Annotated in this window: 23 protein-coding genes, 1 tRNA gene and 1 other RNA gene; 9 read left to right on the top strand and 16 right to left on the bottom strand. The window is 70.6% G+C overall.

Annotated elements, in window-relative coordinates; all coding sequences use genetic code 11:
• Positions 1 to 1,296 carry an extracellular solute-binding protein gene (locus ACFQU4_RS35525; RefSeq protein ID WP_377501443.1) on the bottom strand — a complete coding sequence of 432 codons (1,296 nt, stop codon included), beginning with the start codon at positions 1,294 to 1,296 and terminating at the stop codon, positions 1 to 3.
• Positions 1,297 to 1,351: 55 nt separating this feature from the next.
• Positions 1,352 to 2,065 carry a GntR family transcriptional regulator gene (locus tag ACFQU4_RS35520; protein ID WP_377501441.1) on the bottom strand — a complete coding sequence of 238 codons (714 nt, stop codon included), beginning with the start codon at positions 2,063 to 2,065 and terminating at the stop codon, positions 1,352 to 1,354.
• Between the two features lie 108 nt (positions 2,066 to 2,173).
• On the opposite strand from ACFQU4_RS35520, the gene ACFQU4_RS35515 reads away from it, so the two are divergent.
• Positions 2,174 to 3,784: a glycoside hydrolase family 3 protein gene (locus ACFQU4_RS35515; RefSeq protein WP_377501438.1), complete on the top strand. Its 1,611-nt coding sequence runs from the start codon at positions 2,174 to 2,176 to the stop codon at positions 3,782 to 3,784.
• Between the two features lie 61 nt (positions 3,785 to 3,845).
• Here the strand turns inward: ACFQU4_RS35515 and ACFQU4_RS35510 are convergent, their stop codons facing one another.
• A complete protein-coding gene (locus ACFQU4_RS35510) occupies positions 3,846 to 4,172 on the bottom strand; it encodes a hypothetical protein (RefSeq protein WP_377501436.1) in 327 nt (108 codons plus the stop codon).
• Positions 4,173 to 4,189: 17 nt separating this feature from the next.
• Positions 4,190 to 4,966 carry a phytanoyl-CoA dioxygenase family protein gene (locus tag ACFQU4_RS35505; RefSeq protein ID WP_377501434.1) on the bottom strand — a complete coding sequence of 259 codons (777 nt, stop codon included), beginning with the start codon at positions 4,964 to 4,966 and terminating at the stop codon, positions 4,190 to 4,192.
• Between the two features lie 230 nt (positions 4,967 to 5,196).
• On the opposite strand from ACFQU4_RS35505, the gene ACFQU4_RS35500 reads away from it, so the two are divergent.
• Positions 5,197 to 5,991: a helix-turn-helix domain-containing protein gene (locus ACFQU4_RS35500; RefSeq protein ID WP_377501432.1), complete on the top strand. Its 795-nt coding sequence runs from the start codon at positions 5,197 to 5,199 to the stop codon at positions 5,989 to 5,991.
• On the opposite strand, the gene ACFQU4_RS35495 is transcribed toward ACFQU4_RS35500, so the two are convergent.
• From ACFQU4_RS35495 to ACFQU4_RS35485, 3 genes are read right to left on the bottom strand one after another with little or no spacing between them, the layout of a single operon-like run.
• Positions 5,945 to 6,451 carry a GNAT family N-acetyltransferase gene (locus ACFQU4_RS35495; protein ID WP_377501430.1) on the bottom strand — a complete coding sequence of 169 codons (507 nt, stop codon included), beginning with the start codon at positions 6,449 to 6,451 and terminating at the stop codon, positions 5,945 to 5,947. The two genes, ACFQU4_RS35500 and ACFQU4_RS35495, sit on opposite strands and share 47 nt — an antisense overlap.
• Positions 6,452 to 6,471: 20 nt before the next feature.
• The gene (locus tag ACFQU4_RS35490) at positions 6,472 to 7,134 is read right to left on the bottom strand and encodes a CPBP family intramembrane glutamic endopeptidase (RefSeq protein ID WP_377501428.1); all 663 of its coding nucleotides are present in this window, start codon (positions 7,132 to 7,134) and stop codon (positions 6,472 to 6,474) included.
• Positions 7,131 to 8,048, bottom strand: a complete 918-nt coding sequence (locus ACFQU4_RS35485; RefSeq protein ID WP_377501426.1) for an NAD(P)H-binding protein — start codon at positions 8,046 to 8,048, stop codon at positions 7,131 to 7,133. The genes ACFQU4_RS35490 and ACFQU4_RS35485 overlap by 4 nt, the downstream gene beginning before the upstream one ends.
• Positions 8,049 to 8,258: 210 nt before the next feature.
• Between ACFQU4_RS35485 and ACFQU4_RS35480 the strand changes: the two genes are divergently transcribed.
• Positions 8,259 to 10,010 carry a sialidase family protein gene (locus ACFQU4_RS35480; RefSeq protein ID WP_377501424.1) on the top strand — a complete coding sequence of 584 codons (1,752 nt, stop codon included), beginning with the start codon at positions 8,259 to 8,261 and terminating at the stop codon, positions 10,008 to 10,010.
• On the opposite strand, the gene ACFQU4_RS35475 is transcribed toward ACFQU4_RS35480, so the two are convergent.
• Complete coding sequence (locus ACFQU4_RS35475) at positions 9,994 to 10,959, bottom strand: phosphotransferase family protein (RefSeq protein ID WP_377501422.1); 966 nt, start codon at positions 10,957 to 10,959, stop codon at positions 9,994 to 9,996. The two genes, ACFQU4_RS35480 and ACFQU4_RS35475, sit on opposite strands and share 17 nt — an antisense overlap.
• Positions 10,960 to 11,111: 152 nt before the next feature.
• Between ACFQU4_RS35475 and ACFQU4_RS35470 the strand changes: the two genes are divergently transcribed.
• Together ACFQU4_RS35470 and ACFQU4_RS35465 are read left to right on the top strand one after the other, a co-directional pair.
• On the top strand, positions 11,112 to 11,576 hold the full coding sequence (locus ACFQU4_RS35470; protein WP_377501420.1) for an SRPBCC family protein: 465 nt from the start codon (positions 11,112 to 11,114) through the stop codon (positions 11,574 to 11,576).
• 25 nt (positions 11,577 to 11,601) lie between these two features.
• Positions 11,602 to 12,615 (top strand): Gfo/Idh/MocA family protein, encoded by a 1,014-nt coding sequence (locus ACFQU4_RS35465; RefSeq protein ID WP_377501418.1) that lies wholly within the window; start codon positions 11,602 to 11,604, stop codon positions 12,613 to 12,615.
• A 45-nt stretch (positions 12,616 to 12,660) separates the two neighbouring features.
• Here the strand turns inward: ACFQU4_RS35465 and recR are convergent, their stop codons facing one another.
• The 4 genes from recR to ACFQU4_RS35445 all read right to left on the bottom strand — a co-directional run bounded on the left by recR (position 12,661) and on the right by ACFQU4_RS35445 (position 17,347).
• The gene (recR, locus tag ACFQU4_RS35460; protein ID WP_377501416.1) at positions 12,661 to 13,260 is read right to left on the bottom strand and encodes a recombination mediator RecR; all 600 of its coding nucleotides are present in this window, start codon (positions 13,258 to 13,260) and stop codon (positions 12,661 to 12,663) included.
• A gap of 28 nt (positions 13,261 to 13,288) precedes the next feature.
• On the bottom strand, positions 13,289 to 13,624 hold the full coding sequence (locus tag ACFQU4_RS35455) for a YbaB/EbfC family nucleoid-associated protein (RefSeq protein WP_377501413.1): 336 nt from the start codon (positions 13,622 to 13,624) through the stop codon (positions 13,289 to 13,291).
• A 43-nt stretch (positions 13,625 to 13,667) separates the two neighbouring features.
• Complete coding sequence (locus tag ACFQU4_RS35450; RefSeq protein ID WP_377501555.1) at positions 13,668 to 15,884, bottom strand: DNA polymerase III subunit gamma and tau; 2,217 nt, start codon at positions 15,882 to 15,884, stop codon at positions 13,668 to 13,670.
• 137 nt (positions 15,885 to 16,021) lie between these two features.
• The gene (locus tag ACFQU4_RS35445) at positions 16,022 to 17,347 is read right to left on the bottom strand and encodes an MFS transporter (RefSeq protein ID WP_377501411.1); all 1,326 of its coding nucleotides are present in this window, start codon (positions 17,345 to 17,347) and stop codon (positions 16,022 to 16,024) included.
• A gap of 111 nt (positions 17,348 to 17,458) precedes the next feature.
• Between ACFQU4_RS35445 and ACFQU4_RS35440 the strand changes: the two genes are divergently transcribed.
• Positions 17,459 to 18,097, top strand: coding sequence for an HAD family hydrolase (locus ACFQU4_RS35440; protein ID WP_377501409.1), 639 nt, complete (start codon positions 17,459 to 17,461; stop codon positions 18,095 to 18,097).
• Between the two features lie 24 nt (positions 18,098 to 18,121).
• Here ACFQU4_RS35440 and ACFQU4_RS35435 read toward each other — a convergent pair whose 3' ends face one another.
• The 3 genes from ACFQU4_RS35435 to ffs all read right to left on the bottom strand — a co-directional run bounded on the left by ACFQU4_RS35435 (position 18,122) and on the right by ffs (position 20,217).
• On the bottom strand, positions 18,122 to 18,874 hold the full coding sequence (locus tag ACFQU4_RS35435) for an SDR family NAD(P)-dependent oxidoreductase (protein ID WP_377501407.1): 753 nt from the start codon (positions 18,872 to 18,874) through the stop codon (positions 18,122 to 18,124).
• Positions 18,875 to 18,899: 25 nt separating this feature from the next.
• On the bottom strand, positions 18,900 to 20,090 hold the full coding sequence (locus ACFQU4_RS35430; RefSeq protein WP_377501405.1) for a winged helix DNA-binding domain-containing protein: 1,191 nt from the start codon (positions 20,088 to 20,090) through the stop codon (positions 18,900 to 18,902).
• Positions 20,091 to 20,120: 30 nt separating this feature from the next.
• Positions 20,121 to 20,217: signal recognition particle sRNA small type (gene ffs / locus ACFQU4_RS35425), an RNA gene on the bottom strand.
• A gap of 62 nt (positions 20,218 to 20,279) precedes the next feature.
• Here ffs and ACFQU4_RS35420 point away from each other — a divergent pair.
• The 3 genes from ACFQU4_RS35420 (at position 20,280) to ACFQU4_RS35410 (ending at position 21,739) form a co-directional block, all read left to right on the top strand.
• Positions 20,280 to 20,771 (top strand): DUF1707 domain-containing protein, encoded by a 492-nt coding sequence (locus ACFQU4_RS35420; RefSeq protein ID WP_377501403.1) that lies wholly within the window; start codon positions 20,280 to 20,282, stop codon positions 20,769 to 20,771.
• 37 nt (positions 20,772 to 20,808) lie between these two features.
• A tRNA-Ser gene (locus tag ACFQU4_RS35415) sits at positions 20,809 to 20,896 on the top strand.
• Between the two features lie 102 nt (positions 20,897 to 20,998).
• On the top strand, positions 20,999 to 21,739 hold the full coding sequence (locus tag ACFQU4_RS35410; protein ID WP_377501401.1) for a hypothetical protein: 741 nt from the start codon (positions 20,999 to 21,001) through the stop codon (positions 21,737 to 21,739).
• Here the strand turns inward: ACFQU4_RS35410 and ACFQU4_RS35405 are convergent, their stop codons facing one another.
• Positions 21,740 to 22,606 (bottom strand): GNAT family N-acetyltransferase, encoded by an 867-nt coding sequence (locus ACFQU4_RS35405; protein WP_377501399.1) that lies wholly within the window; start codon positions 22,604 to 22,606, stop codon positions 21,740 to 21,742. It lies immediately after the preceding gene.
• Between the last annotated feature and the right edge of the window lie 18 nt (positions 22,607 to 22,624).

Raw genomic sequence — 22,624 nt, 5'->3', positions numbered from 1 at the left:
TCAACTCCCGACCTGGACGAACGGGCGGATCTTCGCCGCGGCCGAGCGGACCGCCTCGGCCGGCGACGACCGGCCGTAGAAGACGCTGGAGACCGAGCGGGCGATCACCGGGATCATCCGGGTCGCCGCCGGCGTGACCGGCGCCCGCTCCGGCGCGTGCCCGGCAGCCTCGACGAACGCCGCCAGCAAGGGATCCTTCTTGATCACCTCGGACTCGGCCGCCGCGGGGATCGCCGGAATGTTGCGGCTGGTCGCGGCGAAGGCGATCTGGCGCTCCACGTCCAGGGCGAACTCCACGTAGCGGGCCGCCGCCTCCTTGGCCGCAGCCTGCTCGGGAATCGCGAACGCGAACGGGTCGATCAACGAGGTGTACCCGCCGTCCTGTCCCGGCATGGACCGGACGGCGACGTTGATCTTGCCCTTCTCCGCCGAGGTCAGGCCGTAGTTGCCGTTGATCGAGAAGGCGGCCCGGCCGGACGGGAACGGCGCCGACGAACTGTCCCCGATGCCGAAGCCCGGCACCGTCACCCGGTCCTCGACCACCAGCCGGGCCATGAACTCGACCGCGGCGACCCCGGCGTCGGAGTCGAACGCGACGTCGGACCCGTCCTCGTTCAGCAGGCTGCCGCCCGCCCCTTGCAGGAACAGCGTGAACGCCTCGTAGAGCTCGAGATCGTTGCTGTAGAAGTGAAACCCGGCCCGGACCAGCTTGTCGCCGTCCCACCGGGTCAGCTCCCGGGCCCAGCCCCGAAGGTCCGCCCAGTTCGCCGGCGGATGATCAAGATCGAGCCCCGCTTCGCCGATCAGGTCGGCGTTGAACGTCAGCGCCCGCGCGGTCCCGTACAGCGGGGCGGAGATCAACGTTCCGCCGAGCCTGGAGTAGTTGGCGAAGCGCTCGGTGAGCCGAGCCGTGTTGGGTACGAGCTGCTCGAGGTCGGCCAGCCGGCCGCCCGACGCGTAGATCAGCGAGTAGTCCCAGTGCTGGATAAACAGGTCCGGCAACGTACCGCCGACGATCCCGGTCAACAGCTTCTGGTTCAGCTGATTGGGGCTTCCGTACAAGGATTCCCGGACACTGATCTCCGGGTGACCGGAGGCGAACTGCTCCCCCAGCGCCACCCCGGCCTTGCGCTTGCTCCCGGCCAACTGGGACCAGAACTCCACCTCCCCGGACCGGCTGCCACCGCCGGCACAGCCGGAGAGCATCCCTCCGCCGAGCCCGGCGATGCCGAGTGATGCCGCCGCGGTGACGACGGATCTTCGGGACAACCTGCGGTCGGTGATCCGACCAGCCATGATCACAGCCTCCTCGCTGTTGCACTGGACCTGTCCTGTCCCGCAGGTGGAACCGCTAGCGAGCCGGCGACCGCCCGAACGCGCCTGGCTGCTCAGCGGGCCGGGCGATGGCCCGGCCGTGGGCGTGCCGCATCCGCTGCCGGGAGCCCTCGATGTGGTCGGCGAGCAGGTCCAGCACCGTGGTGTGGTCCTTCGCGGCCAGGGCGTCGAGCAGCTGGACGTGATCGGAGAGGGTTGGCCTCAGGTCCCGGGCGTCCTGGGCGTTGGTCACCGACAGCATGGCGGCGAAGGTCGGCTTGTACTGCGCCCAGACATTGCCGAGCCGGCGATGCCCGGCCGACCGGTAGAAGGCCGTGTGGAACTCGAGGTCGGCATGCGCGAAGGCTTCGACATCGCCCCGCTCGGCCGCTTCGGTCATCTCCTCGAGCGACCGCCGCGCCTCCGACCAGTCGGTGGTCTCGCGGCCCATCGCGAGCTGCAGCGCCTCGCGTTCCAGCATCGTCCGGAGCGAGTACAGCTCGTCGATGTCCTCCAGCGACATCCCCCGGACGTAGACCCCGCGCCGTCGGGCCTCGACCAGCCCCTCCGCCTCGAGTTGGCGCAGCGAGTCCCGTACCGGACCGCGACTCACCCCGAACAGCTCCGACAGCCGGCCCTCCACCAGATGCGTGCCCGCCGGGATCTGGCCGGAGACGATCTCGCGCCGCAGCCGGTCGGTGACGTGAACACCCAGCGCCACCGGAGGTGCGATCTGCAGGTCCAGCTGCACGGATCCTCCTTTGTCGACGGTTAACCGTAATCGAATAACGGTTGACCGTGCCTGTCAAGGCGGTGGCCACGGAGCGGGCCGCCCGGCGGCGGGGAATAGGGTCGAGCGGTGACCGATTGGGTGGACGAGCAGTTGGGGCGATTGACCCTGGAGCAGCAGGTCGGCCAGTTGCTGGTGCCGTACGTGACGGGGGCGTCGGTCGACACCGCGGCACCGGAGAACCGGGAGCGGTTCGGCGTGGACACCCCGGCCGAGGTGATCAGGTCGCTGCAGCCGGGCGGGGTGATCTATTTCGCCTGGTCACACAATGTTGATCACCCGGAACGAACCGCCGCGCTCAGCGCCGGCTTGCAGCAGGCGTCCCTCGATGATCATGGTCCGGGCCTCGGGCTGATGATCGCCACCGATCAGGAGAACGGGATCGTGGTCCGGCTGCGCGAACCGGTGACCCAGTTCCCCGGGGCGATGGCGCTCGGCGCGACCGGCGATCCGGAACTGAGCCGGGCCAGCTATCGGGTCACCGGGCGGGAGTTGCGGGCGGTCGGGATCAACGCCGACTACGCGCCGGACGGCGACGTCAACATCAACCCGGCCAATCCGGTGATCGGCGTCCGCTCGTTCGGGTCCGATCCGGCCCGGGTCGCCGATCATGTGGTCGCCTCGATCCGCGGGCTCCAGGACGATGCCGGCATCTCCGCGTCGGTGAAGCACTTCCCCGGTCACGGCGACACCGCCGTCGACTCGCACCACGACCTGCCGGTGATCACTCATGATCATGAGACCTGGCGGCGCGTCGACGCGCCGCCGTTCCGGGCCGCGATCGCCGCCGGGGTCGACCTGATCATGTCGGCCCACCTGTCCTGCCCGGTGTTCGACCCGAGCGGCGACCCGGCGACCCTGAGCCGCCCGGTGATCACCGGACTGATCCGGGAGGAGCTGGGCTTCGGCGGGGTGATCACGACCGATGCGCTGGACATGCAGGGCGTCCGGACCCGTTATCCGGACGGCGAGATCGCGGTCCGGGCGATCGAGGCGGGGATCGACCAGTTGCTCGATCCGCCGCAGCCGGTGGTGGCCCGGGACGCGCTGGTGCAGGCCGTCCGCGAGGGTCGGCTCAGCGAGCAGCGGATCGCCGAGAGCGTGCGGCGGATCCTGGCTCTCAAACTGCGCCGGGGGTACGCCCTCGGCCCGGACCCGGACCGGCCGGAGGTGACGGTGATCGGATCCGAAGATCATCGAGGCACCGCCGACCGGATCGCGTGCTCGGCGATCACGATCGTCCGCGACGACTCCGTCCTGATCCCGCTGGCCGAGGGCAGCCTGCTGGTCACCGGGTTCGGCGAGACGGCGGTGCCGGGGTTGGCCGGCGCGCTCCGGGAGGGCCGGACCGGACCGGTTCAGGAGTTGATCACCGGGGCCGAGCCGGACGACGCACTGATCAAGGAAGCGGTCGGCCGTGCGACCGCCGTGGACCGGGTCGTGCTGATCACGTCCTCAGCCTGGCGGGACGAGCGGCAGCAGGCCCTGGCCGCGGCCGTCGCGGCGGCCAACCCGCGGCTGGTCGTGGTGTCCGCCCGCGATCCGTACGACCTGCCGGTGCTGCCGTCCGATGTCGCGTTGGTCACCGGCTATTCGGCGATCCCGGCGACCCTGGCTGCCGTCGCCGCGGTCCTGGCGGGCCACCGGTCCGCCCCCGGCCACCTCCCGGTCGACCTCTGACAACGACAACGGGGAGGATCCCGCCGGGTACTCCCGGTGAGATCCTCCCCGTTGTGCTTGGTCAGGCCGTGAGGTCGACGATCCGCTCGAACACGAACTCGTACGGCAGGTAGGCCACGTCGTACTCGTGGCCCGTCGGGTGCGCCTGCAGCTGGGAGAGCTGGAGCAGCCGCCAGCCGTCGATCAGGGCGTCCAGGCCGGTCTTGTAGGGCGGCTCGTCGCTGTCGCCCATGGTCGGCTTGGACCGGCCGGTGCCGTCGTAGCGGGTCCAGCCGATCACGTTGGAGTCCAGCGCCGAGGTGCCGAGGTAAAGGATCAGCACCTGCTGCCGCAGGTTGGGCTGGGCCGGTTTGGCCGCGAACGCTTCTTCGATGGTGGTCGTGGTCATGGTTCCTCGTTCCTTGATCAGAAGTGCCAGCCGTCGGCGGACTTGTTCGAACCGAGCCGGACGTCACTGGCGCCGGGGGCGACGAACTGCGGCCGCAGCTGCTCCCGGGTCAGGTAGTAGTCGATGTCGAACTCGTGATCACCGGTCAGCACCCGCCACAGCTTGGCCCGGTTGACCAGCTCCAACCGTCCCTCGTTGGCCGAGCTCCAGCCGAAGCTGGTGGTCAGTTCCTTGAGCACCGCCGGGTCGTCGATGTCGTCGGTGTTCCAGAGCCGGAGCTGACGTACCGTCGGATTGAACCTGATCTTGAACATGTAGCGCGGCACGTCGGAGTCGTTGCGCCGGCCGCCGTGCCAGATGCCGTGGTGCAGGAAGACGACCGTGCCGGCCGGGCAGGTCAGCCGGGTCTGGCCGGCCAGGTTCTGGTAGCGGCCGATGCCGGTCTGGTTGATCTTGCGCAGGTGGGTGCCGGGGACGCTGAGCGTGCCGCCCTGCTCCAGCGTGACGTCCTTCGGGTAGTACATGAGCTGGACGTCGAACGCGTCGGTCCGGGTGTCCAGGATCGCGTCACCGTGCATGTTCTGCGCCTCACCGCCGCGCGGCGGACGGACGTGCACGGCGTGGTGGTCGATGTTCGGGCCGGGCCCGACCAGGCTCTGCACCGCGCCGGCGACGGCGGGCAGGTCGAGCAGTTCCCGGACGAACGTGCCGACCGGGAAGGCCACGTCGAGCGGCGTTCCGTACGGGTAGCCGGGGATGCCGGCGTCCAGGACCTCGATCGCGCACGTGTTCATGGCTTCCGGGACCACGGCTTCCAGAGCTACGGCTCCGTGAGACACGAAGTGGGCCATTTCCACCGAGGAGAGTAGGTGTTTTCGATCGACCAGTGCACTCACGGCACAGTCCTTCCTAGGGCGGGGGTCGTGATTTTGGTACGACAGATGGCGAGTCGCACCACCAACGCTAGGCGCGCCGGGCCGGGCTGTCGTGGTGCTGATGCGGCGTTTACTGGTTGAATTCCTGCATGGTCAAGACCACAGTTCCGGCCGTGGAGCTGGATCTCTCCGAACCGCCCGAGGTCTGGGCGCAGGGCCGCAGCACGCACGGGGTGCGCAGCCTGGAGGATCGGTTCCAGTTGCCCCGGCTGTGGTCACTGCACCTGTACGGCTACCACGCCGACCTCGAGGTCGACGGCGTCACGCACCAGGTGGCGCCCGGGACCGTGTCCCTGGTCCCGCCGGCCGCGGCGATCCGCTACCGCTACCGGGGGACGTCCACCCACCTGTACGCCCACCTCAAGGCCGCCTCCGGGACCCCCGCCCGCGGTCGGCTGCAGTTGATCATGTCGCCCGGCGCCGAGCTGCCGGTGATCACCGACCTGATGGAGTCCGCGGTCGCCGCGGCCGCGTTCCGTCCGGAACGGACCCGGGCCGACATCTGGGGCGTACTGCTCCGGCTGGCCGACCGGCCGGCTCCGCGCCGCGCCACCACGCCCGCCCATGATCACGTCGTGACCGCAATGGCCTACATCGAGTCCCGGCTGACCGAGACGCTGACCGTGCCGCAGGTCGCCGCGGCGGTCGGCATCTCGGCGAACCACCTGACCCGGCTGTTCTCGGCCGAGGTGGACCAGTCCGTGGTCGGCTACATCCGGCGCCGCCGGATCGATCACGCGCGCCGGCTGCTGGCCAGCAGCACGATGTCGATCACCGCGATCGCGTCGGCGGTCGGCTTCCCGGACCTGCAGGCCTTCAACAAGGCCTGCCGCGCCGTCACCGGTCAGTCGCCGCGGCGGCTGCGTCAGGGTCCGGCGGACTGACCGGGCCGGTGCGCTCGTGCGGCAGCAGCCGGCGAGCGACGTACCCGGTCTTCACGTCCGGCGTGAAACCGCAGGACCGGTAGAAAGCGTGCGTGGAGGCCTGCTTCGACCCGGTCAGCAGCATCACCTTGTAGCAGCCGCGCCGCCAGGCCTCACGGAGCGTGTGGTCCATGATCAGCTTGCCCAGGCCGCGGCCGCGGAGCTCTTCGTCGACGACGACGTTCTCGATGATCGCGTACGGTGACGCGGCCCGGCTCAGGTTCGGGATGACGTTGAGGTAGGTGGTCGCCACGACCCGGCCGTCCTGTTCGAGGACGGACAGCTGCAGTCCAGGGTCCGCGAGGATCTGCTCGAAGACGTCGCGATCGCTGCCGTCCTCGAGCACCGGGTCGCCCGGGTTCAGCTGCCGGTACAGCCGCAGGATCGCCCCGAGATCACCACCCGCCGCTGCTCGGAACACAGGAGACACCGTAGCGCTGATCAGGTGGTGAGCGGCGGTACGGCGAGCAACATGATCACCGACCAGGTGGAGTGCGCCAGGATCGGGGCCAGCACGCCGCCGGTGACCTGGCGGAGCCGGCCCGTCACCAGGCCCAGGACGGCCGCGGCGAAGACCAGCAACGGATGGCCGGTGGCGATCGTCGCCAGGACGTAGAGCAGCGTCGTCACGGCGTACCGGTGGCCGGGCCGGGTCAGCCGCCACAGCGCGCCGCGGAAGAACAACTCCTCCGCGACCGCGTTGATCACGGTGATCAGCAGGACCAGCGGCAGCAGGCCGCGGGCGGCGTAGCCGAAGACCCCGGACAGCCCGTCGCCGAGCACCGGCAGCCGGTCCACCAGGATCGCACCGATGACGAAGATCACGGCCAGCAGCAGGCCGGCCATCACCGGGGCGACGAACGTCCGCGCCCTGCTGCGACGCGGTACCGGCCACAGGTCGACCGGGACCAGCAGGCCGCCGATCAGCCAGACCGCGGCCAGGGCCAGGCTCAGTCCGTAGAAGCGGGTGCTGCCCGGCGGGCTCGCGAACGACAGGTGCAGCAGCCCGACCCCGCCGGCCAGCACGACCAGCACCGCGAGTTGGGCCAGCGCCGGGCGTCGGAGGAACAGCGGCCGAGCGGCGGGTCCGGGACGTTCGGTCACCAGCACTCTCCGGCTCGCCGGCAGTCGGCCAGGGCGGCCCGGACCGCGTCGTCGTAGCCGAGCGGCTCGCCGGTGATCAACTCCCGGATCCGGTCGTCCCGGACGACGACCTCGTTGGCCATCGAGTCGATCAGGTTGCCCGCCGTGACCGGATCGACGTCGGTGACCAGCCGCAGCCAGGCCGAGGACAGCCGCGGGGTGAGCAGCGGCACCGGCAGCATCGGCAGCGGCCGGCCATCCAGGATCCGCGCCACCCGGCGCAGCATGTCGCCGTAGCTGAGCACCTCCGGTCCGCCGACCTCGAAGGTCTGGCCGTACGCCTCGGGCAGGTCCAGCACGCCGACCAGGTAGCGGATCAGGTCCGCCTCCGCGATCGGCTGGGTCAGGGTCGCGACCCAGGCCGGCGTGATCATCGCCGGCAGCCGCTGCGCGAGTTGCCGGGTCAGTTCCCAGGAGATGCTCTCGTGGCCGATCACGATCGCCGCCCGCAACGTCGTCACCGGGACTCCCGCGGTGCCGAGCCGCTGCTCCACCTCACGCCGGGAGCGCAGGTGGTCGGACAGTTCGTCGCCGTCGGCGCCGAGTCCGCCGAGATAGATCAACTGCCGGACGCCGGCCTCCGCCGCGGCCGCACCGAAGGCGATCGCGGCCTCCGCGTCCTTGGCCACGAAGTCGGCCGATTCCAGCGAGTGCACCAGGTAGTAGGCCGCGGACACCCCGGCCAGCGCAGGTCCGAGGCTGTCCTGGTCGAAGACATCGCCGGCCACCGGCTCGCCCACCCCGGAGTAGACCTCGGGGCGCCGGGTCATCGCCCGGACCGCAGACCCCTGCTCGACCAGGGCTCGGCACAACTGTGAGCCGACGAACCCGGACGCACCGGTCACCAGCACCCGGGTTCCCGACGCTTCGCCCATGGCGTGAACCTACCCGGCGGCGGCCTTCGAAGATCGCGGCCCCGAGCGGCCGGGCCGCACTGGTCCACCGGCAACCGTTCCCGACCTTGACATGGAATGGCCTTCCGGATGGGCTGACGAAGGGCAGGCCTGGAGAACCACCGCGGGTTCGCTGCCCAGGACGACCGAGGAGCTCAGATGAACCGTCCGGCCCGTCTCCACCTTCCCCTGATGATCATCGGCCTGAGCCTGGCCGCGAGCCTGCTCACCGCGTTGCCGTCACAGGCGGGTCCGGCGGTGCGCGACTTCGAGTCCGACGCCGTCGGTTCGATCCCGGCCGACTGTACGACCCCGGCCGGCCGGACCCCGGCAGCCGTGACGGACGTCGAGGCGCACGGCGGCCGGCACGCCCTGGCACTCACCGATACGTCGGCCGACGCCCAGACGGTGATCGTCTGTCCCGGGGCCGAAGGAGACGGCCAGCGGCTTCGGTTCGCCGTCCGTCCGGAGTCGCTGCCCAACGGCTTCCTGGTCTCGCTGCTCGGCACGTTCGCCGGCAAGCCGGCCACCGGGGTGCCGGTGTTCCAGGTGATGGTGCGACCGGACGGCGGGCTGTCCTGGTACGACGGCCTCGGCTGGACCCAGTTCGGCGCCGCCGGCACCGTACCCAGCGGAGCCTGGGGCACCATGATCATCGAGGTCCCGCCGGGCCATCCGGAGGCACGGATCTTCGTCGGCGAGCGCGCCGAGCCCCGGACCTTCGTCGGGGTTGCAGGCCCGGTCGGCGTCAGCCCGGTGGCGAGCGTGACCGGCCATCAGTTCGCCAGCGCGGGGACGAAGCCGGCCGGTGACGTGATCTTCGTCGACGACGTGGCCGTCGCCGACGGTGCCGGAGCCGTGCCGGCGCCGCCGAATCCGCCGATCTTGGTCGATCGGCCGGTGATCATCGACGAGACCGACGAGGGCCTGATGCAGATGCCGAACACGGCCGTCAGCGTGCCTCGGCCGGACGGCACGGAGGAGGTGCTGGTCTCGTACCCGGTGCACGGCGACACCGCGCACGACACCGGGACCGCCCTCGCCTCGTCACTGGACCAGGGCCGGACCTGGACCAACGCCGACGACCGGAATCCCTTCCCCGACGAGCAATCCTTCTACCTGAGCCGGTTGCGCAACGGCGATCTGCTCGCCGTCTCGTACCACACGTTCATGATCGACGAACCGGCCAAGACGCGGGCCGAGGTGCCGACCGCCGTGTCCAGCGACGGCGGCCGGACCTGGACCCACCGGGCCGGCCGGATGACCGCGCCGCAATCGATGAAGCCGATCTCCGACGCGACCAGCCGGCCCGGCCACCCGCTCGGCGGGTTCGTCCTGGTGCATCGGGTGATCGAGGACGACGACGGCACGCTCTACCAGTCCGGGTACGGCTTCTACGCCGAGGACCAGAAGTTCCGGCAGGTCATCCTGGCCTCGACCGACGGCGGCGAGAACTGGACCGTCCGCGGCACCGTGGCCGCGGACCTGCCGGATCGGCAGAACCACGAGTGCCTCTGCGAGGCGGCGATCACCCGAACCAAGGACGGTTCTCTGCTGGCGGTGATGCGCACCGGCAGTTACCAGCCGCTGTACCAGGCCCGGTCCACCGACGACGGCGCCAGCTGGAGCACGCCCGAGCCGATCTCGGCCGGGCCGGAGCGGCTGCCGGTGGTCAGCGTCTTCCCGGATCTGATCTTGCTCGACAACGGAACGCTGGCCCTCTACGTGGGCAGACCCGGCCAGGCCATGCTCGCCTCGACCGACGGCAACGGCCGTACCTGGTCTGCGCCCGTGATGGTGGACTACCTGAACTCCGGCAACGGCACCCAGCTCCCGATCGGCCGGAACCGACTGCTCGCCTTCGGCGACCGGGGCGCCGAGTGGACCCCGAACACCCCGGCCCACAAGGCGGTCTGGGCTCGGGTGATCACCATCGGCCGGTGATCATGGACAACGCCTCCCTGATCACCGCAACGGGTTTGGCCAGTTCGCCCTGCTGCCTACTTTCGACCAGCCAGCGCACCTGCCCGATGGCCTGGGTGATCGTGTGCCAGCGGAGCCGGTCCCGGAGTCCGGCGTCGTCACGGAGCCCGTGCCCGGCAAGGACGGCGGCCAGGTCCGGCTCCGGATAGAGGATCCCGATCAGGGTGAGGTCGGCCTCGGCCGAGCTCGCGTTCCACATGCCCCAGTCGATCAGGCCGGCCACCCGGAGCTCGGGATCGACGAACACGTGCTCGTGGGACAGGTCGCCGTGACACAGCACGGGCGGGTTCTCGATCGGGACCAGGTCGCTGTGCACGATCGTCAGCACCCGGTCGACCTCCGCCGCGGACAGCCCGGCCGTGCCCAGGTGCTCGGTGTCGTCCGCGACGGCGGCCACGTACCGACGCCGGTCCGGCTCCGGATCCAGCCACCGACCATGATCATCAGGCCGGCCGGTGCCCGGCATGACGACCTCGTGCAGGGTCCGCAGGGTGCGGCCGAGATCGGTCAGCACAGCCGTCCGGTCGGCGGCCGACAGCGTCGGCAGGACGTACCGGAGTTGTCGGCCCGGTGCCTCGCGCAGCACCATCGCCGTCCGTTCGCCGTCCGGCGACTCGACGGTTTCGACCGCGAGGACCTCCGGCACGGGCACCCCGGCCGCGAGGGCCTGACCCATCGCCCAGGCCTCCTGACCGACCTTCGTCGACGTTGTCCCGGGCCAGGCGGCGCGCAGGTAGACCACCGATCCGTCGTCGAGGTGGACCCGGTGCACCTCGTACTCGTCGCCCCTGATCAACCGCTCGGTGCCGGCGACCTTGCGATGCGTGGCGCGCGCGACCACCTTGATGATCATGGTGGGCGGTAGCGCGAAGCGGCCGTGCAGTTCGTTGACGTACGTTGCTCGATCCATGGTGCTCTCCCTCTCGACGGGACCCGCCATCCGGGTCCGCTGATCGGGGAGAGCGCCTTCGGAGCAACCTGAAGGCCTCCCTTCACAGTGTTATCACTCTCACTCCGTCGCCTGCAAGAGGCCAAGGGTGACCACGTCGTAGGGTCGTGATCATGCGCGATGCCGTTTCCCTGTGGATCGATGCGCCGGCGCCGGACGTGTGGGCGTTGGTCAGCGACGTCACGCAGATCGGGCGGTTCAGTCCGGAGACGTTCGAGGCGGAGTGGCTGGACGGCGCGACCGGGCCGGCGGTCGGCGTGCGGTTCCGTGGCCATGTCCGGCGCAACGGCAAGGGTCCGGTCTACTGGAGCACCTGCCGGATCGTCGGGTGCGAACCCGGCCGGGAGTTCGCCTTCGTCGTCGGTGTCGGCGACACCTCCCTGAACGTCTGGCGCTATCGGTTCGAGCCGGCCGACGGCGGCACCACCGTGACCGAGTCGTTCGAACTCGCCGACCGGCTCGGCACCCGGATCTACTGGGCCCTGCTGGGCCGGTGGCGCGGCCGCACGAACCGCACCGGCATGCAGACCACACTCGAGCGGATCAAGGCGGTCGCCGAGGGATCGCGGCCGGGCTGAGGCGTCGTCCGCGATAATCGGCGGCATGGCGTCGGTAGAGCAACAGAACCGCGAGATCCGCTGGGGCATCATCGGGCCGGGCGGCATCGCCGGCAAGGTGATCAAGGACTTCCCGTACGTGCCGAATGCACGGGCGGTGGCCGTGGCGTCCCGGTCGCAGGATCGGGCCGACGCGTTCGCCGCGGAGCACGGCCTGCCGCTGGCGTACGGGAGCTATCGCGAGTTGATCATGAGCGACGAGGTCGATGCGCTCTACATCGCGACCCCGCACCCGCAGCACCGTGATCTTGTGATCGCCACCGCGGAAGCCGGGAAGGGCGTGTTGGTGGAGAAGTCGTTCGCCGCGACGGTGGCCGGCGCCGAGAAGATGATCACCGCGGTCCGCGAGCACGGCGTGTTCGCCATGGAAGCCATGTGGACCAGGTTCCAGCCCGCCATCGTCGCGGTACGGGAGCTGGTCGACAGCGGCGCGATCGGCGAGGTGCGGCAGGTCCAGGCCGATCTCGGAGTCAACCGGCCGTACGATCCCGCGGACCGGCTCTACGACCCGGCGCAGGGCGGCGGCGCCACGCTGGACCTCGGCGTATACGTGGTGTCGCTGGCGCACTACTTCCTCGGCCGGCCGGACGTGATCACCGCCCGCGGCTCACTGGCGCCGACCGGCGTCGACGCGGATGCCGCCCTGCTGCTCGGCTACGACGACGGCCGGGTCGCGTCCTTGATCACCACGCTGCGCCACCAGACTCCGGGCGCCGCGCGACTGACCGGGACGCAGGGCTGGATCGACATCCTGCCGCGGTTCCACCACCCGTCCGCGTTCGTGATCACCCGCGCCGGCCGGGAGCCCGAGCGGGTCGAGCTGCCGCAGACCGGCGGCGGCTACTGCCACGAGTTGATCGAGGTCACCGAGGGCATCCGGGCCGGCCGGACCGAGAGTTCGATCATGCCGCTGGACGACACCCTTGCCGTCCAGGGGACCTTGGAGGAGGCCCTCCGCCAGCTCGGCGTACGGCATCACGACGATGATCACGCCCTCTGAGCCACGCCGCGCTGCGGTGCTCCGGTGGCGACTCGCTCCCTCGGTTCAGGCTTCGACGTAGCGGCGGCCCTCGAAGGCGCGCCCCAGGGTCACCTCGTCGGCGTACTCCAGGTCGCCGCCGACCGGGAGCCCGCTGGCCAGCCGGCTGACCTTGACGCCCATCGGGATCAGCAGCCGACTCAGGTACGTCGCCGTCGCCTCACCCTCGAGGTTCGGGTCGGTGGCCAGGATCACCTCGGTCACGGTGCCGTCGGCGAGCCGCTGGCAGAGCTCCCTGATCTTGATCTCGTTCGGCCCGATGCCGTCGATCGGGCTGATCGCGCCGCCGAGCACGTGGTAGAGGCCGCGGAACTCACGGGTGCGCTCGATCGCCACGACGTCCTTGGATTCCTCAACCACGCAGATCGTGGTCTGGTCCCGCCGGACGTCGTTGCAGATCCGGCAGCGCTCGCCCTCGGAGACGTTGAAGCAGACCTCGCAGAACTTGACCGTCTCCTTGACCCGGCGCAGCACGTCGGCCAGCCGCAGCACGTCCTCGGACTCCGCGGCCAGGATGTGGAACGCGATCCGTTGCGCGCCGCGCGGACCGATGCCGGGCAGCTGTCCCAGCTCGTCGATCAGGTCCTGGACCGGTCCCTCGTACACCGTCGGCCTCCCCCTGCGTCCGTACTGCTCAGAACGGCAGGCCCGGCAGACCGGACCCGCCGAGTCCGCCGGCGAGCGGGCCGAGCTTCGCCGCGGCGCCCGCCTTCATCTTGTTGTTCGCGTCGCGGACCGCGGCGATGATCAGGTCGGACAGCGTCTCGGTGTCCTCCGGGTCGACCGCCTCCGGCTTGATCGTCAGACCGGTCAGTTCGCCCGCGCCGGTCAGCGTCGCGGTGACCAGGTCGCCGCCGGCCGAACCGGTGAACTCGGACTCGGCCAGTTCCTGCTGAGCCTGCATCAGCTGCTGCTGCATCGCCTGGGCCTGCGCCAGCAGGCCGGACATGTCGCCGCCTTCGGGGATCATCAGGATCGCTCCATTTCTGTATGGGTCGAGCGTGCAGTCAAGACTAGTGCGCGGCGTCCGACGGTTCCTCGGCGATGATCTCGGCGCCGAGGTGTCGCTGCAGCAGTTCGGTGTGGGACTGCGTGTCCTCGATCAGCACGGTGTCGTCCGGTTTGGCGGCCGCATCGCGATCGTCCTCCGGATCCTCCGCATCGGGCTGGGCCGGTCCGCCGGTCCGGGTCGGCCGGATCTGCTCCCGGGCCCGCTCCAGAGCGGCCGGGTCGACCGGGATCCCGGTGACCGAACCGGGCAGGTTCGCGGGCGTGGGCCACTCCTCCGCCGGTGCGGCCGAAGCCTGCGCCTGCGGTGCCGCCGGGCCCGGGTTCGGCGCCTCGGCCGCGGGTCCGGGGGCGCCGGCAGCTTCCGGCGGTACGGGAGCCGCCGCACCCGCCGGCGCCGGCGGCGGAGTCTCGGGCGGGCTCGACGTCGCGCCGCCGCCCGGATTCGCCCCCGGGTCGACGATCGCCTCGACCCGGAGCTCGGCCCCGAGCACCTGGACCAGCGCGTCGGACAGGATGTCCTCGTTGCCACCGCGGGTGAAGCTGTCCCGGGCACCGACGTTGGTCATCCCCAGCACCAGCACCTTGTCCCGCAGGTCGATCACCTGGGCGTTCTGGCTGAGCAGGATCCAGGTGAACCGCCGCTTGCCCTTGATCTCCTCGAGCACCTCCGGCCACAGCCGGCGCACGTCCGCCACCGCGAGCCCGCCCGGTCGCTGCGGTTCGGGCGCCGCGGCCGGTACGGGAGCCGGCGACTGCGGCACGGCAGCCGGAGCGGGAGGTGTCGGCTCGGCCGGAGCCGGCTGTCCAGACGCCGCGGCCGGAGCCGTCGGAGCGGGCGCAGCCTGGGCAGGTGCCGCTTGGCCGGGTGCTGTCTCGGGAGCAGCCGCCGCCTGGCTGGGTGCAGGAGCCGCCGGGGCAGGCGCCGGCTGAGTCGGAGCGGCCTGAACCGGAGCCGGGGCCGCAGCGGGCTGGACCTGCGGCACCGGTGCCGGGGTCGCCGCCGGCGCGCCGGGGTCGCCCATCCCGATCCGTCGTTCCAGCCGATCAAGTCGCGCATGCACGCCGCGGTCGTCGACGTCGGCGCCCGGCAGCAGCACCCGCGCGCACATCAGTTCCAGGTGCAGCCGCGGCGCGGTCGTACCCCTCATGTCGGTCAGCCCGACCGCGATCACCTCGGCGGCGCGGGTCAGTTCGCCCGGGCCGAGGGCCGCCGCCTGGGAGGACAGCCGCTCCGCCTGATCGCCGGAGACGTCGACCAGCCCGGACGACAACGCGTCCGGCACGGCGGCCACGATCACCAGGTCCCGCAGCCGGCGCAGCAGGTCCTCGGCGAACCGGCGCGGGTCCTGGCCGACCTCGATCACCTTGTCCACGCAGGAGAAGACGCCGCCCGCGTCGCCCGCGGCGAACGCGTCCAGGTACTCGTCCAGCAGCGAATCCGGTGTGTAGCCGAGCAGCGCCGCCGCGTGCCCGTACGACACTCCGGCCTCATCGGCCCCGCCCAGAAGTTGATCAAGAACCGACAGCGAGTCCCGGACCGAACCGGCACCGGCCCGGACCACCAGCGGCAACACGGCCGGCTCGACCGCGATGCCCTCCGCCTCGCAGAGTTTCGCCAGGTAACCGGACAGGGTCTTCGGCGGCACCAGCCGGAACGGATAGTGGTGGGTCCGGGACCGGATGGTGCCGATCACCTTCTCCGGCTCGGTTGTCGCGAAGATGAACTTGACGTGCGGCGGCGGCTCCTCGACCAGCTTCAACAGCGCGTTGAAGCCGGCCGTGGTGACCATGTGCGCCTCGTCGACGATGTAGATCTTGTAGCGGCTGCTGACCGGCGAGAAGAAGGCCCGCTCGCGGAGGTCGCGGGCGTCGTCGACGCCGCCGTGGCTGGCCGCGTCGATCTCGATCACGTCGATGCTGCCCGGGCCGCCGGTGGCCAGGTCACGGCAGGACTGGCACTCGCCGCACGGCTCGGCGATCGGGCCGTTCTCGCAGTTCAGCGCGCGGGCCAGGATCCGGGCCGAGGTCGTCTTGCCACAGCCGCGCGGGCCGGAGAAGAGGTAGGCATGGTTGACCCGGTTGTTGGTCAGCGCCCGCTGCAGCGGCGCGGTCACGTGGTCCTGCCCGATCACGTCCGCGAACGTGTCCGGGCGATAGCGCCGGTAGAGCGCCAACTGCGCCACCGACTCCACCCGTGCCACGGCAGGTTCAGCGAACAGAGCCTCGTCCTGTCCAGGTCCGTCGTCGATGCCTGCCTCGTCCACAGACTGCACCTTAGTGTCTGCCACCGACAGCGGCTCAAGCAGAAGCCCCAAACTCCGGTACGCGCTCCGACGTTCCGCGGACCTAGCCCTGGTCAGGGTCCATCGGACCGGCGCGACTTCGGCAGCGAGCCCAGGATCAGGGTCAGCACCCCGGCGCCGACCATCGCCGCCCCGACCGCCCACATGCCCGCGTTCTGGGTGCCCGTGAGGTCGGCCAGGAAGCCGGTGATGTACGGCGCCGCGAAGCCGGCCAGGTTGCCGATCGAGTTGACCAGCGCGATGCCGCCGGCCGCCGCGGCCCCGGTCAGGAACGAGGTCGGCAGCGCCCAGAACGTCGGCAGCGCGCAACAGACACCGACCGCGCAGACGCTCACCGCGACCATGACCAGGGCCGGGCTCTGCAGATAGAGCGCGACCGGGATGGCCAGGCCGCCGACGATCGCCGGGATCGCGACGTGCCAGGCCCGTTCGTTGGTCCGGTCGCCGTGCCGGGCCCAGATGATCATGGCGATCGCGCCGAGGGCGTACGGGACCGCGGTGATCAATCCGACCTGGACCAGCGAGTAGGTCACCCCGAACTGCTTCTGGAAGCCGCTGATGATCGTCGGCAGGAAGAAGGACAGCGCGTAGAGGCCGTACACGATGCCGAAGTAGACGAAGGCCAGCCCGATCACCCGGCCGTTGGTCAGCGCCCGGCGCAGCGGGAAGTGGAACCGCTGCTCGGTGCCGGCCGCCTCGGCGTCCATCTCCGCGGCCAGCCAGGCCCGTTCGTCGTCGGCCAGCCACTTCGCGTCCTGCGGCCGGTCGGTCAGGTAGAACCAGGTGACGAAGGCGAGGATGATCGCCGGGATCCCTTCCATCAGGAACATCACCCGCCACCCGGCCATCCCGAACAGGCCGTGCCAGGTCTGCATGATCGCCGTCGAGATCGGCGCCCCGAGCACGGTCGAGATCGGGATCGCGACCATGAACCAGGCCACCACCTTGGCCCGCTCCCGGCGCGGGAACCAGAACGTCAGATAGAGGATGATGCCCGGGAAGAAGCCGGCCTCCGCGACGCCGAGCAGGAACCGCAGCACGTACAGCACGCCTTCGTTCGGTACGAAAGCGAGCGCCGACGCGATGATCCCCCAGGTGATCATGATCCGGGCGATCCAGCGCCGGGCGCCGAACCGGTGCAAGGCCAGGTTGCTCGGCACCTCGAGCAGCAGGTAGCCGATGAAGAAGATCCCGGACGCGAGGCCGAAGGCCGTCTGGGTCAGATCAAGATCATCACTCATGGTCAGCTTGGCGAAGCCGATGTTGGTCCGGTCCAGATAGTTGATGAAGTAGAGCAGCCCGAGGAACGGCAGGAGCCGCAGGGCCACCTTGCGCAGCGTCCTTCGTTCGAGTTCGGGTGCTGCCGTCTGTGAAGCCACTGTTCCTCCCGCGGTGAGCGACGCTGCCTGGACCCGATCATGCCGTGGACGACGTCTCGGCGCACGCCCTCCGACTCGTCACGAACGCGACCGGTGAGGCAAAGTAGGCATGTGGATCAAGCTGCGGGGATCAGCGCCATCCTGTTCGACGCCGACGGCGTCGTGCAGCGTGCGCGTCCGGGCTGGCGCGCCCAGCTCGGTTCCTGCGTTGCCGCCGAGGCGGCCGAGACCTTCATCGCCGAGGTGTTCGCCGCCGAACTGACCGTGCTGGCCGGCGGGGACTTCGCGACCACGCTGCAACAGGTCCTCGATCGCTGGCAGGTCGACCGGCCGGTCCGCGAGGTGCTGAAGGTGTGGGACGGCGTGATCGTCGACCAGCGGATGATCACCGCGATCCAGCGGCTGCGCCGGGGCGGGATCCGCTGCTACCTGGCGACCAACCAGCAGAACTTCCGGCGCGGCGTGATGCATGCCCTGCCCTGGTACGACGACGGCTTCGACGACCAGTTCTACTCCTGCGAGCTGGGCCTGGCGAAGCCCGACCGGGCGTACTTCGGCGAGATCCTGCGCCGGATCGACACCCGGGCCGAGCAGGTTCTCTTCCTCGACGACAACAAGATCAACGTCGACGCCGCCCGGAGCACCGGCATCCAGGCCGAACTGTTCCCCCGGGACGCCGGCGTCGCCGCCCTGGCGCCGCTCCTCTCCGGCTACCGGCCGGCGACCGGGATCGGTGCCGGCGTCGCCTGACCGTCCGGGATGCGTGGCAACGACTCAGAGATAGTGGAAGCCGCCGTTGACGGTGATCCGCTGTCCGGTGATGAAGCCGGCCTCGTCCGAGGCGAGGAACGCGACGGTGTTCGCGATGTCGTCCGGGACGCCCCACCGCGGTACGTCCTGGCGGGCGAACCAGGCGTCCGCGACCTCGTCGGCGATCACGCCGTGCCGCTCCACCGGGATCCACCCGGGCGCGACCAGGTTGACCGTGATCTTGTCCAGGCCCAGTTCGGTGGCCCAGCCGCGGGTCAGCCCGACCAGGGCTCCCTTCGCCGCCATGTAGCCGGACCAGCCCGGATCGGCCCGGTCGAACAGGTCCGAGCCGAGGTGGATCAGCCGGCCGCCGCCCGCCGCGCGCATCCCGGGCACGACCGCCTTGGCCAGCAACAGCGGACTCTTCACGAAGAACTCGAGGTGGGTCAGCACCTGGTCCCAGTCCAGCTCGTCGAGCCCGACCACGGGCTGCGGGCCGGAGGCGTTCGCGACGCTGACCAGCACCGGTCCGAACTCGGTCCGGATCGCCTCGACCATCGCGTCGACCGCAGCCGGATCGGTGACGTCGGCCGGGAACGCCGCCGCCCGGCCGCCCGCGGTCCGGATCGCGGCCGCCGTCTCCTCGGCCGGCTCCGGACGAAGATCGTTCACCGCGACCGTCCAGCCGTCCACCGCGAGCCGCCGGGCGATCGCCCGGCCCAGCCCGCCGCCGGCTCCCGTGATCAGCGCAACTCCACCGTCGACCGGCTCCCGCATCCCGCTCCTCCCGTTCCGATCATGATCAACTTTCGACGAGCTCCCGCTCCAACGGCGTCCGGAAGCTCGGGATGACCGATGCGCCGGCCAGCTTCGGCTGCAGCGCACCGGCGACCTCCGCGACGGCCGCCGACGCCTCCGCGCCGACGTCTTCCAGCAGCCGCCAGACGACCTCGCCGTCCCGGATCGCCCAACCGCCGACGATCCGGCCGTCCCACCACACGGTCGGCCCGATGTTGCCGTTGCGGTCGAACAGCGCCGGCTGGTGCGGGCCGAGGTACCAGCCCCGTCGCTGCCAGCCCATCGGCGTCGCGTCCAGTGCCGGCAGCAGTACGGCCGCCGGCGGCACCGGCGGCTCCGGCTCCAGGTCGTCGGACAGCACCACGCCCGGCTCCTGCTCGTCGTCCAGCCCGACCTCGGTGACCTCGAGCCGGGCCAGCACCTTGCGGGTCGTGCCGAGCGTCCAGCCGGTCCACCACTTCAGGTCCGCCACCGTGGCCGGCCCGAACGCGCCGAGCCAGCGCCGTACCAGCTCCTCCTCGGCCGAGCTCTCCGGCAGGTCGGGCATCCCGTCCGGCCACAGCGACCGGACCGACGCCCAGCGATGCTGCCGGGACAGCCAGGTCCCGGCCGGGCGGCCACGGACGACCCGGCCGTCGGCGCCCATCAGCGTGAGCACCCGGCTGGTGAGCTTGATCGGGACGTCGTAGGCCTTGTCGCCGTTCGGGATCAGCGTGGTCCGCAGCCGCGGTTCGTCCTGACTGAGCTGGCTCGCGAGTGCCTCGCCCCGGGCGTCGACCGCGCGTTCGGTCCCGGCCTCGACGTCGGTCAGCCAGGCCGCGAGGTCGGCGTCGATCGGCGGCTCGACCCGATGCGTACCCAGATGCTGCAGCAGCTGTTTGCGCAGGCGCTGGGCGATGGCCCGGCCGGCGGCGCTGTGCACGACCGGCGCGAAGTCGGTCGGCACGACGAACATGGTCCGCCGCATCCCGATCAGCTTGACCAGCGAACGGTCCTCGTACAGGGCGGCCGAGATGTCGTCGAGCGTGGCCTCAGGGCAGCGGGCCAGCAGGGACAGATAGACCGTGGCCGGATCGGTGGCGTGGACGACGACGATCGCCGCGGCCGCCTCGGCGACCGTCCGCGGGTGGCTGGGGACCAGTCCGTGCCGGCGTTGCAACCGGGCCCGCCGCTGCGCCGTGTCGATGGTGAGCACGCACTGAGGCTAGAGGGCGGTCCTGACAAAGAAGAAGATCCCCCGCGTACCCGAAAGAGCTCTCTTACCCTTGCTGCCTTCCGGCCCTGGGGGAGTTGGGAAAGGTATCGCCACGCGGGGGACCAGAGACGAGTGTACGTGATCCGGCGCCGGACGCCAGCCTGGCCGGGCGGTTGGGATACTGGTCGGGTGACCGAGCCAGTTCCCGCCCCTCGCATCGGCGACGCAGAGCGCGATCAGGCGACGGAGTACCTCCGCGAGCATCTTGCCCAGGGCCGGCTGGACCAGATCGAGTTCGACGAACGGATGACCGCAGCACTGAGCGCCCGTACCCAACCGGACATCGACCAGTTGTTCACCGACCTTCCCGCGCCCCGGCCGGGTCAGGAGGTGGCCGTACCGGACCCGCCGAAGGCGCCCGCCGCCGCCCTCGCCGGCCTGCCGATGTCGCCGAAGCTGGTCCAGGCGATGGGTGTGCTGACCGCCGTCGCCTGGCCGGTCACCCTGTTGCTGCTGTTCGCGATCGGCTGGGGCCAGTGGTGGTGGCTGATCTTCGTACCGATCGCCATCTCGAGCCTGTGGGGCCACTACCAGCAGCAGAACGACCAGCATCGCAAGCGCCTGCGCAAGGAGGAGCGTCGTCGCCTGGAGCGCGGCAACGACGACTCCGACGAATCCTGATTAGCCCGGCGGCCCGCATCCGGGTAATCTTCCGCGCGGAGGATTCGCCTAGTGGCCTATGGCGCTCGCTTGGAAAGCGGGTTGGGTGCAAGCCCTCAGGGGTTCGAATCCCCTATCCTCCGCCACGCGGGACCAAGCCCTGCAGCAGAACGCCGGATCGGCTCGGTTGAGTCGCTCCGGCGTTCGCATTCCACCCGGACGCGATCCGCTGTCTAGGGTCTAGGTCCATGAGCGGTCGGATCATCGCCCTGTGGAGCACGCCCCGATCGCGGTCGACGGCGTTCTTCCGGTCCATGCTGGAGCGCGGCGACCTACTGGTGCTCCACGAACCGTTCTGCAATCTCAAGGATCACGGCTTGACCGAGGTCCTCGGCCGCACGGTTCGTACGGTGAACGACCTCAAGGACCTGATCGTCGAGTTGGCGGAAGGCCAGGACGTGTTCTTCAAGGACACCACCGATCGCTCGCACAGCCCGGTCCTGGACGACCTCGAGTTCAGCGCACGCATCACCCACAGCTTCCTGGTCCGGCGCCCCGACGAGATCGCGGCCTCTTTCCACGCCATCAAGCCGGACCTGCACTGTGAGGAAGTGGGCGTCGAGAATCTCTGGAACACCTATACGCGGGCTTCCGACCTGTCAGTTCAACCTCCGCCCGTGATCGATGCTGCTGACCTCGTCGCCGATCCCGAGCAGATGATGATCTTGTACTGCCGTGCGGTCGGGATTCACTTCCGGCCAGAGTCCCTCACCTGGAAGGCCGGGCACCGCACGGAATGGCGGCTGACCAAGGAGTGGCACGAGTCCATCGCCGGCACCACGCACTTCTCGAATCGGGCCACCGAGTACGCGGCCACTGCGGCCAACACCCCTCGCCTCGCGGAGATCAGCGCGCACCACGCGCCGTTCTACGAACGCTTACGTGCCGCCAAACTCACGCCACCGAGCATCCCGCCGCAAGACCGTTGATCAGGCGTTCCGGGTCAGGTCGGGCAGTTCCGGGCGTAGCTGGAATCCGGCCGACCGGTAGGTCGCGACGCCGCCGAGGTTGGAGCTCGGGGTGCCGACGAGCGCGTTGGACGAGCCGAGGTCGCGGAGGGCGGCGGCTGCGGCGAGGGTGATGGCTCGGCCGTGGCCGCGGCCGCGGTGATCCCGGTGTACGCCCATCGGTTCGATCAGGCCGGGGCGGCTCGGGCCGGCCGACCAGACCGTCACCGCGGCGACCGCCGACCCTTCGCTGTCGTACCCGAGGAGACAGCGGGCGTCCGTGTATTGGGGGCCGGCCGCCATCGCCTTCCAGAGGTCCTCGGTGAAGGACGATCCGTCGAACGAGGCCCGCTGGACCGCGGCCCGCTCGGCAGCCCGGTCGGGACCGATCACCTCGACCCGGATCCCTGGCTCCGGCACCGATTCGGTGAGGTCGCGGCGCAGCGGGGTCCACAGCTCACCGGACGACCAGCCGGCCTCCGCGAGGACATCGCGGACCAGTGCGCCGGAGGGCGCCTCGACCGACACCCGGCCCGGACCCAGGACGCCGCGGGCAGGATCGGTGACGTCCTCGGCGACCCGGCGCGCCAGCTCCTCGTCGCGCCGCAGCTCCGGGGCGGTCGTCAGCCGAAGCAGGTCCGCGCCGTCGAGCAGACCGAGGGCGACAATCCGGCCGTCCCGGCGCCAGGTCCGCAGCGCCGCCGCCGTGGTGGAGGCCCCGAAGCGCCGGAACCATCCGAGGTCACCGGGGTGCAGCTGCATCGGCGCGCCCTCGACCTGCCAGGCGCGCAACTCACCAACGGCCTCGTCCAGCCCCTCCACGTCGACCGTGGTCACCCTTGTCGCCACAAGGCGTCAGGGTACGGT

This window comes from Microlunatus sp. GCM10028923, assembly GCF_042666975.1.
Lineage (GTDB): Bacteria > Actinomycetota > Actinomycetes > Propionibacteriales > Propionibacteriaceae > Microlunatus.
This window is presented reverse-complemented; position numbering and strand designations above follow the sequence as displayed.